Raw genomic sequence first — 15,892 nt, forward strand, 5'->3', positions numbered from 1 at the left:
AGGGGTGCCGTGGAGCGCCCGCCGCTCAACCCGTCAGGGCCGCCTCCGCTCCCGCGTGGGTGACCCCGTGGTCCGCGAGGACCTCGGCCGGCGTACCGGGCCGGGAGAGGAGGGCGAGCAGCAGGTGGAGCGTGGAGATGTGCCGGTCCTTGCGGCCCAGGGCGATCCGCAGGGACTGTTCCAGAACCTTCTTGGCGCCCGGGGTGAAGCGGGTGCGGCCGGAGCGGCTGGGCGGGGCCGGGTCCGCCAGGGCGCCCTCGCCGTGGGTCTCCTCGACGCGGGAGACGATCTCCGTGAGGTCGATGCCGAGATCCGCGAGGGCCTCCTCGTCCGCTTTGGACATGCCGCCCCGGCGGCGGGCCGCCGCCAGGTCGGCGCGGACCGCCTCCCGGTCGACGCCCAGCGGATCGAGGGTGCCCAGCGCGAGCAGGGCGAGCAGCAGGTGCTCCTCGCCGACCCGCTGCGCCCCGGTCCGCTCGGCCTCGGCGACCGCGCCCGTCACGGTGGAGCGGGCGTCCCGGGTGAAGCGTTCGAACATCAGAGCCTCCCGTGCTTCTTGTGTACGGCCTGCCGGCTGACGCCCAGCTCGGCCGCGATCTCCTGCCAGGACCAGCCCTGCGCGCGGGCCCCGCGTACCTGTACGGCTTCCAGCTGCTCCAGCAGCCGCCGGAGGGCGGCCACGGCACGCAGGCCCACGCGCGGGTCACGGTCACCGGCGCGTGCGGCCAGATCGGTAGCTTCGGTCATGGGTGTCAATGTAGGTTGACGCACGGGAGACGTCAACCCACATTGACACGCGCGATGCGGCTCGGCCGGTGCGGCGTGCGGCGGCCTAGACGGTGAGGACGATCTTGCCGAACAGGTCGCCCGACTCCAGCTTCTCGAAGCCCTCGCGGGCCCGGTCCAGCGGCAGGGTCTCGTCGATCACCGGGCGGACCCCGGTCGCCGCGCAGAAGGACAGCAGGTCCTCCAGCTCGTCCTTCGAGCCCATCGTCGAGCCGACCACCTTGAGTTCCAGGAAGAAGATCCGGGTCAGCTCGGCGTGCGCCGGGCGGTCCCCGCTGGTGGCGCCGGAGATGACCAGGGTGCCGCCGGGGCGCAGTGATTTGACCGAGTGCGACCAGGTGGCGGCGCCGACCGTCTCGATGACCGCGTCGACCCGCTGGGGGAGCCGCGCGCCGGGCTCGTAGGCCTCCACGGCGCCCAGTTCGACGGCCCGCTTGCGCTTGGCCTCGTCGCGGCTGGTCGCGAAGACCCGCAGGCCGGCCGCCTTGCCGAGGACGATGGCTGCGGTGGCGACTCCGCCGCCCGCGCCCTGGACCAGGACGGAGTCGCCGGGACGGACGCCGGCGTTGGTGAAGAGCATGCGGTACGCGGTGAGCCAGGCGGTGGGCAGGCAGGCGGCCTGTTCGAAGGAGAGCTCGGCGGGCTTGCGCAGGACGTTCCAGGCGGGGACGGTGACCTGCTCGGCGAAGGTGCCCTGGTAGTGCTCGGTCAGGATCGAGCGGGGCTCCCGGGGGCCGACCCCGTGGCCGGTCTGGCCGATGACGGAGTGCAGGACGACCTCGTTGCCGTCCTGGTCGGTCCCGGCAGCGTCACAGCCGAGGATCATGGGGAGCTTCTCCTCCCCGAGGCCGACCCCGCGCAGCGACCACAGGTCGTGGTGGTTGAGGGAGGCGGCCCTGACGTTCACGGTCACCCAGCCGGGGCGGGCCTCGGGAGCTGGGCGTTCGCCCAGTACGAGGCCGTTCAGCGGCTGGTCACGGTCGATTCGGGCGGCGTAGGCAGCGAACATGGCCGCGAGGCTACCGGTCGGTAGCCCCGGGATCCAGGCCCCGCCCCGCCCAGCACGACGGGGCCCGTCCGAATCGATCGGACGGGCCCCGTTTCGTACGGCTCGGCGCGGCGATCAGGCCAGGCGGGCCACGCCGTCGGCCTTGGCGGCCGCGGCGACCGCGGCCGTGACGGCCTCGGCGACGCGGGCGTCGAACGGCGAGGGGATCACGTAGTCGGCGGCGAGCTCGTCACCCACGACACCGGCGATGGCGTCGGCGGCGGCGATCTTCATGCCCTCGGTGATCCGGGTCGCGCGGACCTTCAGCGCACCCGCGAAGATGCCGGGGAACGCCAGCACGTTGTTGATCTGGTTCGGGAAGTCCGAGCGGCCCGTGGCCACGACCGCCGCGTACTTGTGCGCGACGTCGGGGTGGACCTCCGGGTTCGGGTTGGCCATGGCGAAGACGAAGCAGTCCTTCGCCATCGTCGCCACCGCGGCCTCGGGGACCGTACCGCCGGAGACGCCGATGAAGACGTCCGCGCCCACCAGGGCGCTCTCCAGGGAACCGGTCTGGCCGGTCTTGTTCGTCAGGCCCGCGATCTCCGCCTTGACGTCCGTCAGGTCGGAGCGGTCGGCGGAGACGACGCCCTTGCGGTCGGTGACGCAGACGTCGCCGATGCCCGCGTCCACGAGGATCTTGGCGATCGCGATGCCCGCGGCGCCCGCACCGGAGATCACGGCGCGCAGGTCGGCGAGGGTGCGACCGGTGAGCTTCGCGGCGTTGCGCATCGCGGCCAGCGTCACGATGGCCGTGCCGTGCTGGTCGTCGTGGAAGATCGGGATGTCCAGGGCTTCCTGGAGCCGGCGCTCGATCTCGAAGCAGCGGGGCGCCGAGATGTCCTCCAGGTTCACCCCGCCGAAGGACGGCGCGAGGCGGATCACGGTCTCGATGATCTCGTCCGTGTCCTTGGTGGCGAGCGCGATCGGAACCGCGTCGACGCCGCCGAACTGCTTGAAGAGAATGGCCTTGCCCTCCATCACGGGGAGGGAGGCCTCGGGCCCGATGTCACCGAGTCCGAGCACGGCCGTACCGTCGGTGACGACGGCGACCACGTTGGACTTCCAGGTGTACTCGTTCACGAGCTCGGGCTGCTCGGCAATGGCGCTGCAGACCTTCGCAACGCCGGGCGTGTACGCCAGGGACAGGTCGTCCTTGTTGTGGACCGGCACGGTGGCCACGATGGCCATCTTGCCGCCCCGGTGCAGCGCGAACACCGCATCCGGGTTGTTGTCCGTCACGCTGTCGCTGCGAGGATTGACGATCTCCGCTGCCACTGTCTTAACCCCTTATGTCTTTGAATCGTTGAGGGTGGCCACTCCTGGTTAAGGGGTGGGCGGGCACCGCGTCCGTCTTCACGGCGACGGTTGTAGGCCCGTCTCCGCGAAGGGGAGGTTCGTACGCGCGGGCGCGCCGCACGCGCGCCCTGAGCCCCGGATGAGGGGTGTAAGGATCTGTTCTACCCGAAGAACACTCACCCAGACGAGTCGATTCCCGCTCGACCATAAGCCCCTTGTCCCGGTTTTGGCGAAAAGTCCAAACCTCTCTGTCCGATGGGCGAGACGCGCCGCAAATAGTGCGGCAAAAGGACCAGGTCACGGCTGTTCGTGCGGCTCTGAGGGGCCTTGTCCGCAGTCCTGTTGGGTACGAAGGGGCTGCCGTTATCCGATTTTGACCTGACGGGCTGCCTGAATGACTCAGTCCGAATGGCAAGATGCCCCTAATCACACAAGGTCGCGACACTCGATGAGGCGTGCCGGACCGCTTTTCGATGCTTTCCACCTGCCGGAGGAACCAGCTCATGACCGCAAGCACCACCCGCCGTACGACCGCCGCCCGGTCCCGGATCGCCGCGGTCGGCGCGATCGCGGTCGCCGGCGCCCTGATCCTCACCGGCTGTGGAGACCAGACGGACAAGGGTTCCGCCGCGACGCCGTCGGGCAAGGCGAACGCCGCCCCGCTCTTCTCGAAGCTTCCGAAGAAGATCCAGGACGCGGGTGTCGTCAAGGTCGGCACGGACGCCACCTACGCCCCGATGGAATTCACCGAGGGCGGCAAGATCGTCGGCGTCGACCCGGGCATCGCGGAGGCCCTCGGCAAGCAGCTCGGCGTCACCTTCAAGTTCGAGTCGGGCACCTTCGACACCCTGATCGGCAGCATGCAGACGGGCCGCAGCGACGTGGTCATGTCCTCGCTCACCGACACCAAGGCCCGTCAGGAGGGCCTGGACGACAAGGGCGCCAAGACCGGTGCCGGCGTCGACTTCGTCGACTACTTCAGCGCCTCCACCGGCATCCTGGTCAAGAAGGGGAACCCGGACGGGATCAAGACCCTCGACGACCTCTGCGGCAAGAAGGTCGCCGTCCAGCGCGGCACCACGTACGAGCAGTCCGCCAAGGACCAGTCCGCCAAGTGCAAGACGGACGGCAAGGGCGAGATCTCCATCGAGGCCTTCCCGACCGACGCCGAGGCCCAGACCCGTGTGAAGGCCGGCGGCGCCGTCGCCGACCTCAACGACTCCCCGGTCGCCGCGTACATCGCGCAGACCGCCGGTGGCGGCAAGGACTTCGAGGCCATCGCCAACCCGACCGACGCCGGTCTGTTCGGCATCGCCGTGGACAAGAAGAACGCCGAGCTGCGCGACGCGCTGAAGGCCGCCCTCGACGCGATCATCAAGGACGGCTCGTACAAGGCGGCCCTCGACAAGTGGAACGCGGGCTCCGGTGCCGTGACCGAGGCCAAGATCAACGCAGGCTCCTGATCTCCGCGCACCACCGCAGCACACTGAAGGGCAGTCACTGTGACTGACAAGCTCGACAAGGTCCCGGGCCCGGCGGACACCCCGCCGGCCGGGTCCGTCCCCCCCGAGGCGATCAAGGCCATTCCGGTTCGTCATTTCGGCCGCTGGGTCAGCGCCGTGGTCGTCATCGCTCTGGTCGCGTTGCTCGCCGTCGCCTTCTCCCAGGGCAACGTCCGCTGGGCGACCGTGCCGGAGAAGCTGTTCGACCCGAGCATCCTGCGCGGCATGCTCAACACGATCTGGATCAGCGTCGCCTCCATGGCCCTGGGCCTGGTGCTCGGTGTCCTGTTCGCGGTGATGCGGCTCTCGAAGAACCCGGTGACCAGCACCATCGCCTGGTTCTACATCTGGTTCTTCCGCGGCACCCCGGTGTACGTGCAGCTCCTCATCTGGTTCAACCTCGCCCTGATCTTCCCGGTCCTGAACCTGGGGTTCTACAAGGACGAGATGACCCAGGTCATGACCCCGTTCCTGGCCGCCCTGCTGGGCCTCGGCCTGAACGAGGGCGCGTACATGGCGGAGATCGTCCGCGCCGGCATCCAGTCGGTCGACGAGGGCCAGACCGAGGCCTCGCACGCGCTGGGCATGACCCGGACGCAGACCATGCGCCGGATCGTGCTGCCGCAGGCCATGCGGGTGATCGTGCCGCCCTCGGGCAACGAGTTCATCAACATGCTGAAGACCTCCTCGCTGGTGGTCGCCGTGCAGTATCCGGAGCTGCTGCGCGCCGCCCAGGACATCGCCTCGACCTCGTTCGCGGTGATGGAGATGTTCTTCGTCGCGTCGATCTGGTACCTCGCCCTGACCAGTGTGTTCAGCGTCGGCCAGTACTACCTGGAGCGCCGCTACGCGCGCGGTTCGCTGCGGTCCCTGCCGCCCACCCCGCTGCAGAAGATCAAGGCGAACCTCTCCCGCTTCTCCAACCGCAAGGCGGTGGCCTGATGACTTCGACTGCCATGGTGAAGGCCGAAGGCGTCCACAAGTCCTACGGACCCGCGCACATCCTCAAGGGCATCGACCTGGAGGTCGCCCCGCGTGAGGTGTTCTGCCTGGTCGGCCCGTCCGGCTCCGGCAAGTCGACGTTCCTGCGGTGCATCAACCACCTGGAGCAGGTCAACGCCGGACGGCTGTACGTCGACGGCAACCTGGTGGGCTACCGGCAGAAGGGCGACAAGCTCTACGAGCTGAAGGACTCCGAGGTCGCGGCCCAGCGCCGGGACATCGGCATGGTCTTCCAGCGCTTCAACCTCTTCCCGCACATGACGGCCATAGAGAACGTCATGGAAGCCCCGGTCATGGTCAAGGGCGAGTCCAAGTCCGTGGCCCGGGCCCGCGCCATCAAGCTCCTGGACCGGGTCGGCCTCGGCGACAAGGGCGGGAACTACCCCACCCAGCTCTCCGGCGGCCAGCAGCAGCGCGTGGCCATCGCCCGCGCGCTGGCGATGGAGCCGAAGCTGATGCTCTTCGACGAGCCCACCTCGGCGCTCGACCCGGAACTCGTCGGTGACGTCCTCGACGTCATGCGGGACCTGGCCGAATCGGGCATGACCATGATCGTGGTCACCCACGAGATGGGCTTCGCCCGCGAGGTCGGCGACAACCTCGTCTTCATGGACGGCGGTGTCGTGGTCGAATCCGGCCACCCGCGCGAGGTGCTGGGCAACCCGCAGCACGACCGGACGAAGGCCTTCCTCTCGAAGGTCCTGTAGGACGGCGGCGTTCCACGCGTGAGGGGCGGTACGGATCTCCGTACCGCCCCTCACGCACGCCCGGCCCGTACCGCGCTCCGTTGCAGGGCCGGGGCCTACTTCAGGGCCAGCACCAGTGCGTCGGAGGGCGAGCGCCAGACCGTACGGGCCTCCGCGAAGCCGGAGTCGCGCAGCGTCGCCGTGTGCCAGGACTCCGGCGGGGTGTCGCCGTCGGCGTGCTCCCCGTAGATCTCGAAACGGGCCTTCGTGGGCTCGGCGAGCGCCGGGTCGGCGGCCGCGAGCTCCCACCACTCGCGCCAGTCCAGCGCCCCGGCCGACTTCGCCCGGTCCATGCCGCCGTGCCGGTGGGCGCGCTCGGCGGCGTTGATCCGGGGGGTCGCGGGGTCGGGCATGTGGTCGGCGTTCATGAACACCCCGCCGGTGCGCAGCAGGGGCGCGAGCTGTCCGTAGAGGACGGCGAGGTCGTCACTGTGCAGCCAGTGCAGGGCGGTGGCCGTCAGGACGGCGTCGAAGGTGCCGTGGGGGAGGGCCGCGGGCCAGCCGGGGTCCTTGAGGTCGGCCGTCACGAAGGTGGCGCGGGGATCGCCCGCGAAGTGGCCGCGGGCGATCGTCAACAGCGCGGGATCGAGATCGACGCCCGTACAGGTGGACCGCGGGAACCTCTTGAGGACGCGGTCCGTGATACTTCCCGTACCGCACGCGAGATCGAGGACCCGGGGGGCGGTGCCGACCAGCGCCTCCACCATGTCCAGCATCACCCGGAACCGCTCCTCGCGGTCCGGCATGTACCACTCCTGCTGCCGGTCCCAGCTGTCCTGCCAGGCCTGCCAGCCGGATCGTGCAGCGGTATCGGGGTGGGCTGTATCCGCCACGAACGCCTCCATGCGTAATACCCTCGAACATGTCTCAGCCGTTACCGGAGACACTAATCCGCAGCCGTAAGGACTACAAGTGGAACTGGCCCATTACTCGGACTACGCCGTGCGCCTGGTCAACACCGAGGAGCCGGCCCGCAACAAGGACTCGCTGACCTCCGTGGACGCCGTCCGCGCCCTCTTCGGCCCCAGCGTGCAGATGGCCCGCCGGGTCACCGACGGCGACGTCACCCGCTTCCGCAACGTCCGCGGCCGGCTGCGCACCGTCTTCGAGGCCGCCGACGGCGGCGACCACGTCCTCGCCGTCGACCTGCTCAACTCCCTGCTCATGGAGTTCCCGGTGAGCCCGCAGGTCTCCGGGCACGAGACCATCGGCGAGCACGGCGGCCCGGACTGGCACATCCACCTGGCCGACCACCCCTCCAACGCCTCCGCGGGCTACGCCGCGATCGCGTGCTTCGGGCTGGCCTTCCACCTCACCTCGCACGGCCCCGACCGGCTCGGCCTGTGCCAGGCCCCGCCCTGCCGCAACGCCTACCTCGACACCTCCACCAACCGCTCCCGGCGCTACTGCTCCGACCGGTGCGCCACGCGCGCCAACGTCGCCGCCTACCGCGCCCGCAAGCGCCTGGAGGCCGAGGAGTCCGCCCGCAGCGGGCGCAGCGCCGAGGAAGCCCAGGAGAGCCACGCCCTCAGCGAGCGCTGATCCCCCGCCGCGTGCTCCGGCCGGGGACGCGGCCGGAAGCGGGCCAGAGCGGTCGCCAGCACGAGCTCGTCGGGGACCACCCCGTAGTCCGTGCTGTCGCCCGTCGCGTTGTACGGGTTGTCGCCCAGCACCCACCAGCCGCCCGGCCGCCGCTCCGCCACCCGCTTCACGACCAGCAGGTCCTGCTGGAACGGGTGGCGCAGCACCACCACGTGGCCCGGCCGCACGGGGGCCCCGTAGCGGACCAGCACCTGGTCCCCGTTCTCCAGGGTCGGCGCCATCGAGGGGCCGCCCACCTCCACCGTGCCGATCCGCTTCAATGGCGACTCCCACTCCCGCGTCCCGCCGCGCGAGCGCGCGCTCCCCGCCATCCATGGCCTCCGTAACCGTGCTCGTCCGCTCTTCGTGCCATCCCGCATGCTGCCGCACTCTTCCGTACATTCGGTCACCGGCCCGGGTGAGCCTCTGGAGTTTTGTCCCAACCGCACGGGGGCGCCCGCGAAATCGTCTTTCTCACGGAGTAATCTCCCCCTTGAGAAGACGATCACGAGGAGGACAAACTCCATGCTTTCCCGCCTCTTCGCCCCCAAGGCGAAGGTCTCCGCCCACTGCGATCTTCCGTGCGGCGTGTACGACCCTGCCCAGGCCCGCATCGAGGCCGAGTCCGTCAAGGCCGTGCAGGAGAAGTACCAGGCCAACGACGACGCCGACTTCCGTGCGCGCGCCATCACCATCAAGGAGCAGCGCGCCGAGCTCGCGAAGCACCACGTTTCCGTGCTGTGGAGCGACTACTTCAAGCCGCCGCACTTCGAGAAGTACCCGCAGCTGCACACCCTGGTCAACGACACCCTGAAGGCCCTCTCGGCCGCCAAGGCGTCGAACGACCCGGCGACCGGCGCCAAGGCGCTGGAGCTCATCGCCGAGATCGACCGCATCTTCTGGGAGACCAAGGCCGCCTGATCAGGCCCTCCAGCCTGATCGGCCTTGTCCCGCGGGACGATGACGAAGGGGCCCGGCCGCACTGCGGCCGGGCCCCTTCGTCGTGCGCGCGTCTGCGTCCCCGCGTCTCTGCGCCCCCGCGCCGTCACTCGTCCTCGTCGTCCTCGTCGTCCAGGCGGGCCAGCCAGGTGGCGAGGCGTTCGACCGGGACCTCGAAGTCCGGGTTCAGGTCGACGAAGGTGCGCAGCTGCTCGGCGAGCCACTCGAAGGTGACCTCCTCCTCGCCTCGCCGCTTCTCCAGCTCCTCGATGCCGCGATCGGTGAAGTACAAGTCGGGCTCCGTGCGGTGGTCGGGTGTTCGGTGTGTCCCGTCAGGATAATCCGCCGGCCGCCGGGGCCGGACCTGACCGCTTTCCGCCGTTCGCGGAGCCCCTCCCCAGGGCAGGGATGGAGGGTCCGCGGCGGGAGGTATGCATGGATCACCCCGAGCCGAGCGACGGCGTGCTGAGGGCCCTCGGTTCCACCGAGCCGTCCGCCGAGGGGACCGCGCTGGTGCGCGGCGTACGGCGGGCCCGGCGGCTGCGGCTGCTGCGGGAGCTCGCGGAACTGCCCGGCGCCCGGGCCGGGGAGGCGGCCGAGCGGTGGGCCCTGCTGGAGGAGGCCGGACGGCGCGACCCCCGTGCGGCGGGCGACGTGGTGCACTATCCGGCCACCGGGGTGTGGGCCGAGGAGACGCTGGGCCGGCTGCGCACCCGGCACGGGCCGCCCGCCGACCTCCAGCACCTCGGGGCACTGGCCGCCGCAGCGGCGCTGCGCGCCGGGATCGGGTTCAAGATCACGCTGCGGCCCGCGCACGGACGCCTCGTCCTGCCGACCCTCGGACTGCTGCGCCCGGACCGGCCCGGCCCGGTCGCCCTGACCGACGGGTCCTGGGACCCCGGCAACCCGGAGGCGCTGGCCCTGCACGCACTGCCCGACGGGCGGACCGCGCTGGACGACTTGGACCCGTACCGCGCCCCGGGGACGGTGCCCGCCGCCCGCCGGCTCACCTCCAAGGGGCACAAGCGCTGGGACACCCAGTGGTCCGGAGCCCTCTCGCTGCTGCGGCGCTACGACACCGCCCGCGCGGAGGAGACCGGGCGGCTGCTGCGCTGCCTGGTCCCGCTCTCCGGCAGCTCCCGCTCCTACGGCGCGACCCTGCCCGCGGCCGCGGGCTCCGTCCTGGCGCGGGCGCAGCCGCCGCCCGCGCTGGCCGCGATGCTCGTCTTCGAGGTGCAGCACGGGAAGCTGGCGGCCCTCGCGGAGGCGCTCCCGCTGCACACCGCCGACCGCACCGCACGGTACTGGGCCCCCTGGAGGGACGATCCGCGGCCGCTGGAGGGGCTTCTGAGGGGCGCGTACGCGCATCTGGGGCTGGCGGGTTACTGGCAGCGCGCGGCGCTCTACGGGGCCAGGGGGGCGTGGGCGCAGCACGCGCGGGTGCGGGCGCAGGTGGCGGCGGTGCTGCCCGTCCTGGACGCCTGCCCGGAACTCACCGCGGGCGGGCGGGTGTTCGTCGGAGCGATGGCCGCGGCCGAACGGGCCATGGACGGCGTGCCCGCGCCGGGCGCGCGGTACGCGGTGGCCCGCGGGGCGGTGGACCGGGACCGGCTCGCCTGGTGCGAGGCGCACCCGAACCTGGCCCCGTACGCGACCGGCTGACGGGCCGGCGACGCCGGAAGGCCCGGCCCCCGTCGGGGGCCGGGCCTTCCTCGAGGTGTGAGGCCTAGGCCTCGAAGACCTCGTTCAGGAGGAGCTGCTGCTCCGCCTGGTGGCGCTTGGCCGAGCCGACCGCCGGGGACGAGCCGTGCGGGCGGGAGATGCGCCGCAGGCGCTCGCCGGCCGGGACGTCCGCGCCGACCGCCAGGTCGAGGTGGTCGATCAGGTTGAGGGCGATGAAGGGCCACGCACCCTGGTTCGCCGGCTCCTCCTGGGCCCAGATGTACTTCGCGGCGTTCGGGAACTTGGCGATCTCCGCCTGGAGCTCCGCACCCGGGAGCGGGTACAGGCGCTCGATGCGGATGATCGCGGTGTCCGTGATGCCGCGCTTCTCGCGCTCGGCCTCCAGGTCGTAGTAGACCTTGCCCGCGCAGAAGACCACCTTGCGGACGGCATGGGGGTCCACGGTGGAGTCGCCGATGACCGGACGGAACGAACCGGTCGTGAACTCCTCCGCCTTCGACGCCGCAGCCTTCAGACGCAGCATCGACTTCGGGGTGAAGACGATGAGCGGCTTGTGGTGCGGGTTGTGGACCTGCCAGCGCAGGAGGTGGAAGTAGTTCGACGGGAGCGTCGGCATCGCGACCGTCATGTTGTCCTGCGCGCACATCTGCAGGAAGCGCTCCGGGCGGGCGGAGGAGTGGTCCGGGCCCTGGCCCTCGTAGCCGTGCGGCAGGAGGAGCGTGACGCCGGACGTCTGGCCCCACTTCTGCTCGGCCGAGGAGATGAACTCGTCGACGACGGTCTGCGCGCCGTTGACGAAGTCACCGAACTGGGCCTCCCAGAGGACCAGCGCGTCCGGGCGGGCCAGCGAGTAGCCGTACTCGAAGCCCATGGCCGCGTACTCGGAGAGCAGCGAGTCGTAGACGTTGTAGCGGGCCTGCTCGTCCGACAGGTAGAGCAGCGGGGTGTAGTCCTCGCCGGTCTCCCGGTCGATCAGGACCGCGTGGCGCTGGCCGAAGGTGCCGCGGCGGGAGTCCTGGCCGGACAGCCGCACCGGGGTGCCCTCCATCAGCAGCGAGCCGAAGGCCAGGGTCTCGCCCATGCCCCAGTCGATCGTGCCGTCGTCGATCATCGCGGCGCGGCGCTGCAGCTGCGGCAGCAGGCGCGGGTGGACGGTGACCGTGTCCGGGATGTTGACCTGGGCCTCGGCGATCCGCTTGACGACCTCCTGGGAGATCGCGGTGTTCACGGCGACCGGGAACTCCTGCGCGACCTGCGCGGGCGCCACCGTGGCGGTCGCGGGCTGCGTGGCGGCCTCGCGGACCTCCGCGAAGACCTTCTCCAGCTGGCCCTGGAAGTCCTGGAGCGCCTGCTCCGCCTCTTCCAGCGTGATGTCGCCGCGACCGATCAGGGACTCGGTGTACAGCTTGCGCACCGAGCGCTTCTTGTCGATCAGGTCGTACATCAGCGGCTGCGTGAACGCCGGGTTGTCCGACTCGTTGTGCCCGCGGCGGCGGTAGCAGATGAGGTCGATGACCACGTCCTTGTTGAACGCCTGACGGAACTCGAAGGCCAGGCGCGCGATGCGGACCACGGCCTCCGGGTCGTCGCCGTTCACGTGGAAGATCGGCGCCTCGATCATGCGGGCCACGTCCGTCGCGTACATCGAGGAACGCGAGGACTCCGGGGCGGCGGTGAAGCCGACCTGGTTGTTGATGACCACGTGCACGGTGCCGCCGGTGCGGTAGCCGCGCAGCTGCGACATGTTCAGCGTCTCGGCGACGACGCCCTGGCCCGCGAAGGCCGCGTCGCCGTGCAGGGCGACGGGCAGGACCGTGAAGTCCGTGCCGCCCTTGTTGATGATGTCCTGCTTGGCGCGGACCACGCCCTCCAGGACCGGGTCCACCGCCTCCAGGTGCGAGGGGTTCGCGACGAGGGAGACCTTGATCTGCTCCCCGTCCAGGCCCGTGAAGGTGCCGTTGGCGCCCAGGTGGTACTTGACGTCGCCGGAGCCGTGCATGGACTTCGGGTCGAGGTTGCCCTCGAACTCGCGGAAGATCTGCGCGTACGACTTGCCGACGATGTTCGCGAGCACGTTCAGCCGGCCGCGGTGGGCCATGCCGATCGCGACCTCTTCGAGGCGGGCCTCGGCGGCCGAGTCGATGACGGCGTCGAGCAGCGGGATGACGGACTCGCCGCCCTCCAGGGAGAAGCGCTTCTGGCCGACGTACTTCGTCTGCAGGAAGGTCTCGAAGGCCTCCGCCGCGTTCAGCCGGCGCAGGATCCGCAGCTGCTCCTCGCGCTCCGGCTTGGAGTGCGGGCGCTCGATGCGGTCCTGGATCCAGCGGCGCTGCTTCGGGTCCTGGATGTGCATGAACTCGACGCCGGTGGTGCGGCAGTACGAGTCGCGCAGCACGCCGAGGATGTCGCGCAGCTTCATCATCGACTTGCCGGAGAAGCCGCCGACCGCGAACTCGCGCTCCAGGTCCCACAGGGTGAGGCCGTGCTCGGTGATGTCGAGGTCGGGGTGCTTGCGCTGCTTGTACTCCAGCGGGTCGGTGTCGGCCATGACGTGGCCGCGGACCCGGTAGGAGTGGATCAGCTCGAAGACGCGGGCGGCCTTCGTGACGTCGTCGTCGTGCGAGGCGTCGATGTCCCGGAGCCAGCGGACCGGCTCGTACGGGATGCGCAGCGCCTCGAAGACGTCGTCGTAGAAGCCGCTCTCACCGAGCAGCATGTTCGCGACGATGCGCAGGAACTCGCCGGAGGCAGCGCCCTGGATGACCCGGTGGTCGTAGGTCGACGTCAGGGTCATGACCTTGGAGATGCCCAGCTTGTTCAGGGTGTCCTGCGAGGTGCCCTGGAACTCGGCGGGGTAGTCCATGGAGCCGACGCCCATGATGACCGACTGTCCGGGCATCAGGCGGGGCACGGAGTGGACGGTGCCCAGGCCGCCGGGGTTGGTGAGGGAGACCGTCACCCCGGTGAAGTCGTCCATCGTCAGCTTGCCGACGCGGGCCCGGCGGACGATGTCCTCGTAGGCCTGCCAGAACTCGAAGAAGTTGAGGGTCTCGGCCTTCTTGATGCCGGCGACGACGAGCTGGCGGTCGCCGTTGGGCTTCACCAGGTCGATCGCGAGGCCGAAGTTGATGTGCTCCGGCTTGACCAGGGTCGGCTTGCCGTCCTTCTCCGCGAAGGAGTAGTTCATCGACGGCATGGCCTTGATGGCCTGCACCATCGCGTAGCCGATGAGGTGGGTGAAGGAGATCTTCCCGCCCCGGGCGCGCTTCAGGTGGTTGTTGATCACGATGCGGTTGTCGAACAGCAGCTTCACCGGGACGGCGCGGACGGACGTGGCCGTCGGCACTTCCAGCGAGGCGTTCATGTTCTTGACCACGGCAGCCGCCGGGCCGCGGAGCGTCACCAGATCGGGGCCGGCAGGGGCCTCGGTGGCGGGCGCGGCCTTTTGGGGGGCTACGGAGGGGGTGGCGGCCGGAGCGGCCTGGGGGGCGGAGGCAGCCGGTGCGGCGGCGGCCGGGGCCTGGGAGGTGACAGTCACAGCAGGGGCACCAGAGGGGGTGGCAGGTACAGGGGCAGGTGCTGACACGGGCGTCGTGGCCGCGGCGACGGGGGTGGCGGGCGCGGGGCTCGCCGTCCCTGGGGCGGCGGCGTCGGAAGCCTGCGGTGCCACGGCGGTGACGGGGGCGGCGGCCTGTGCGGAGGCGCCGTCCGTCGTCGTCGCGGCAGGGGTGGCGGGCCGGTCCGTGGGCTCAATCGATTTATCCGGCTTCGCCGGAGCGACAGCGCCCCCCGGCTTGTAGTCGGCGAAGAAGTCCCACCAGGCCCGGTCGACCGAGTTCGGGTCCTGGAGGTACTGCTGATAGATCTCGTCGACGAGCCACTCGTTCGCGCCGAAGCCTGGGGCAGGGTTCTTCCCGCCTTCTCCTGCTTCGGTCGTGGTGCTCGGGTTACTGGGGGACTGTGGCGACACGGCGGCAACCGCCCTCTTCCGCTTCACAAGGTATGGACAGCGGGAATAAAGGCTACGCCTCCCGGGCCGTGTGATGCAGACCGGGCGGGACTTACGTCGCGTAGGTCACATCGAACGGCGGGTTTCACCACCAGGAATGGCGGGAAACAAGCGTGGTTCGGGCAGGAGGCACCGCGGTTGCGGCCCCCTGGCTTCGCACCCCTGACGGACCCCGGCCCGTGTGGCCGAGATCATGTCCTTCCCACTCGAACCCTACGTCAACCGGGCGCCTGCGAGCTGCCCGGAAGCGTGACGAGGATGCGGCAGCCCCGCGAGGATTCGGCCACTCCGATGTGACCCCCGTGCAGGCCGACCGCCCAGCGGGCGATGGCCAGGCCCAGCCCCGTACCGCCGTCGCCGCCCCTCGCGCTGCCCCGGTTGAACCGCTCGAAGACCCGGTGGCGCTCCGACTCCGGGATGCCGGGACCTTCGTCCCTCACCTCCAGCTCCAGGCTTCCGGGCGCGTCGCCCGCCCGGGCGTGCACCGTGACCCGGCCGTGCGGGGGGCTGTGCTTGACCGCGTTGTCGATCAGGTTCGCCACCACCTGGTGCAGCCGCTCGGCGTCCGCGTACGCCGTCAGCTCCGGCGGGGACACGTCCAGGCGGAGGTGGACGTCGTTGCGGGTGTGCCCGCCCGAGCCGGAGGTCAGCCCCGGCCGGCCGGCGGCCGCCAGACCCGACTCCTTCAGTACCCCCGACAGGTACGGCCACACCTCGAAGCGGCGGGCCCGCAGCGGCACCACCCCGTTGTCCACGCGGGAGAGGTCCAGCAGGGTCTCCACCAGCCGGCCGAGCCGCTCGGTCTGCTTCAGGGCCGTGCGCATGGTCTCCGGATCGGCGGCCGAGACCCCGTCCACCACGTTCTCCAGCACCGCCCGCAGGGCCGCGATCGGGGTGCGCAGCTCGTGCGAGACGTTCGCCACGAGCTCCTTGCGGTGCCGGTCCACCGCCTCCAGGTCGTCCGCCATCAGATTGATGGTGGAGGCCAGGTCGCCCAGCTCGTCGCGGCGGCCCGCCCCGCGCACCCGGCGCGTGTAGTCCCCGTGGGATATCGCACGGGCCACGGTGGTCATGTCGTCCAGCGGCGCCGTCAGGCTGTGCGCCACGAACTGGGTGATCAGCATCGAGGCGATCACCGAGAACACCGTGATGAAGCGCACCTCGGTCGCCGTGCGCAGGGCCACCATCAGCAGGCCCGTGGTGATGAAGACCGACACCACCACGAGCGTGCCCAGCTTGGTCTTGATCGAGAACGGGGAGAAGGGGCGCAGCACCCCGGGCGGCCGCTGTCCCGGCG

General features: G+C 70.6%; 15 protein-coding genes. 6 read left to right on the top strand and 9 right to left on the bottom strand.

The features are described 5' to 3' along the window. Positions 1-25: 25 nt before the first annotated feature. From ACWCP2_RS22115 to ACWCP2_RS22130, 4 genes are all read right to left on the bottom strand, one after another. Positions 26-538 carry a Clp protease N-terminal domain-containing protein gene (locus ACWCP2_RS22115; RefSeq protein WP_450910288.1) on the bottom strand — a complete coding sequence of 171 codons (513 nt, stop codon included), beginning with the start codon at positions 536-538 and terminating at the stop codon, positions 26-28. Beyond that, on the bottom strand, positions 538-747 hold the full coding sequence (locus ACWCP2_RS22120) for a helix-turn-helix domain-containing protein (RefSeq protein WP_266881092.1): 210 nt from the start codon (positions 745-747) through the stop codon (positions 538-540). Before ACWCP2_RS22120 ends, ACWCP2_RS22115 begins: the two co-directional genes overlap by 1 nt. Before the next feature lie 85 nt (positions 748-832). Beyond that, positions 833-1,795: a zinc-binding dehydrogenase gene (locus ACWCP2_RS22125; protein ID WP_450910289.1), complete on the bottom strand. Its 963-nt coding sequence runs from the start codon at positions 1,793-1,795 to the stop codon at positions 833-835. A 114-nt stretch (positions 1,796-1,909) separates the two neighbouring features. Beyond that, a complete protein-coding gene (locus ACWCP2_RS22130) occupies positions 1,910-3,112 on the bottom strand; it encodes an NAD(P)-dependent malic enzyme (RefSeq protein WP_389435543.1) in 1,203 nt (400 codons plus the stop codon). 524 nt (positions 3,113-3,636) lie between these two features. On the opposite strand from ACWCP2_RS22130, the gene ACWCP2_RS22135 reads away from it, so the two are divergent. From ACWCP2_RS22135 to ACWCP2_RS22145, 3 genes are read left to right on the top strand one after another with little or no spacing between them, the layout of a single operon-like run. After that, positions 3,637-4,596, top strand: a complete 960-nt coding sequence (locus ACWCP2_RS22135; protein WP_450910290.1) for an ABC transporter substrate-binding protein — start codon at positions 3,637-3,639, stop codon at positions 4,594-4,596. A 39-nt stretch (positions 4,597-4,635) separates the two neighbouring features. Next, a complete protein-coding gene (locus ACWCP2_RS22140; RefSeq protein WP_450910291.1) occupies positions 4,636-5,577 on the top strand; it encodes an ABC transporter permease subunit in 942 nt (313 codons plus the stop codon). Beyond that, on the top strand, positions 5,577-6,344 hold the full coding sequence (locus ACWCP2_RS22145; RefSeq protein WP_450910292.1) for an amino acid ABC transporter ATP-binding protein: 768 nt from the start codon (positions 5,577-5,579) through the stop codon (positions 6,342-6,344). The genes ACWCP2_RS22140 and ACWCP2_RS22145 overlap by 1 nt, the downstream gene beginning before the upstream one ends. Positions 6,345-6,439: 95 nt before the next feature. Here ACWCP2_RS22145 and ACWCP2_RS22150 read toward each other — a convergent pair whose 3' ends face one another. After that, positions 6,440-7,228, bottom strand: a complete 789-nt coding sequence (locus ACWCP2_RS22150) for a class I SAM-dependent methyltransferase (RefSeq protein ID WP_450910293.1) — start codon at positions 7,226-7,228, stop codon at positions 6,440-6,442. 67 nt (positions 7,229-7,295) lie between these two features. Between ACWCP2_RS22150 and ACWCP2_RS22155 the strand changes: the two genes are divergently transcribed. Continuing rightward, complete coding sequence (locus ACWCP2_RS22155; protein WP_450910294.1) at positions 7,296-7,925, top strand: CGNR zinc finger domain-containing protein; 630 nt, start codon at positions 7,296-7,298, stop codon at positions 7,923-7,925. Here the strand turns inward: ACWCP2_RS22155 and sodX are convergent. Continuing rightward, positions 7,829-8,296: a nickel-type superoxide dismutase maturation protease gene (gene sodX / locus ACWCP2_RS22160; RefSeq protein ID WP_450910295.1), complete on the bottom strand. Its 468-nt coding sequence runs from the start codon at positions 8,294-8,296 to the stop codon at positions 7,829-7,831. The two genes, ACWCP2_RS22155 and sodX, sit on opposite strands and share 97 nt — an antisense overlap. Positions 8,297-8,489: 193 nt before the next feature. Between sodX and sodN the strand changes: the two genes are divergently transcribed. Further along, positions 8,490-8,885 carry a superoxide dismutase, Ni gene (gene sodN, locus ACWCP2_RS22165; RefSeq protein ID WP_030709803.1) on the top strand — a complete coding sequence of 132 codons (396 nt, stop codon included), beginning with the start codon at positions 8,490-8,492 and terminating at the stop codon, positions 8,883-8,885. A 124-nt stretch (positions 8,886-9,009) separates the two neighbouring features. On the opposite strand, the gene ACWCP2_RS22170 is transcribed toward sodN, so the two are convergent. Next, positions 9,010-9,195 (bottom strand): DUF6104 family protein, encoded by a 186-nt coding sequence (locus ACWCP2_RS22170; protein WP_010061466.1) that lies wholly within the window; start codon positions 9,193-9,195, stop codon positions 9,010-9,012. A 143-nt stretch (positions 9,196-9,338) separates the two neighbouring features. Between ACWCP2_RS22170 and ACWCP2_RS22175 the strand changes: the two genes are divergently transcribed. After that, a complete protein-coding gene (locus ACWCP2_RS22175) occupies positions 9,339-10,565 on the top strand; it encodes an aKG-HExxH-type peptide beta-hydroxylase (protein WP_450910296.1) in 1,227 nt (408 codons plus the stop codon). 64 nt (positions 10,566-10,629) lie between these two features. Here the strand turns inward: ACWCP2_RS22175 and ACWCP2_RS22180 are convergent, their stop codons facing one another. Then, positions 10,630-14,556 carry a multifunctional oxoglutarate decarboxylase/oxoglutarate dehydrogenase thiamine pyrophosphate-binding subunit/dihydrolipoyllysine-residue succinyltransferase subunit gene (locus tag ACWCP2_RS22180; protein ID WP_450910297.1) on the bottom strand — a complete coding sequence of 1,309 codons (3,927 nt, stop codon included), beginning with the start codon at positions 14,554-14,556 and terminating at the stop codon, positions 10,630-10,632. 257 nt (positions 14,557-14,813) lie between these two features. Then, on the bottom strand, positions 14,814-15,869 hold the full coding sequence (locus ACWCP2_RS22185) for a HAMP domain-containing sensor histidine kinase (protein ID WP_450910330.1): 1,056 nt from the start codon (positions 15,867-15,869) through the stop codon (positions 14,814-14,816). Positions 15,870-15,892: the final 23 nt, after the last annotated feature.

Source organism: Streptomyces sp. NPDC002104 (genome assembly GCF_053593795.1).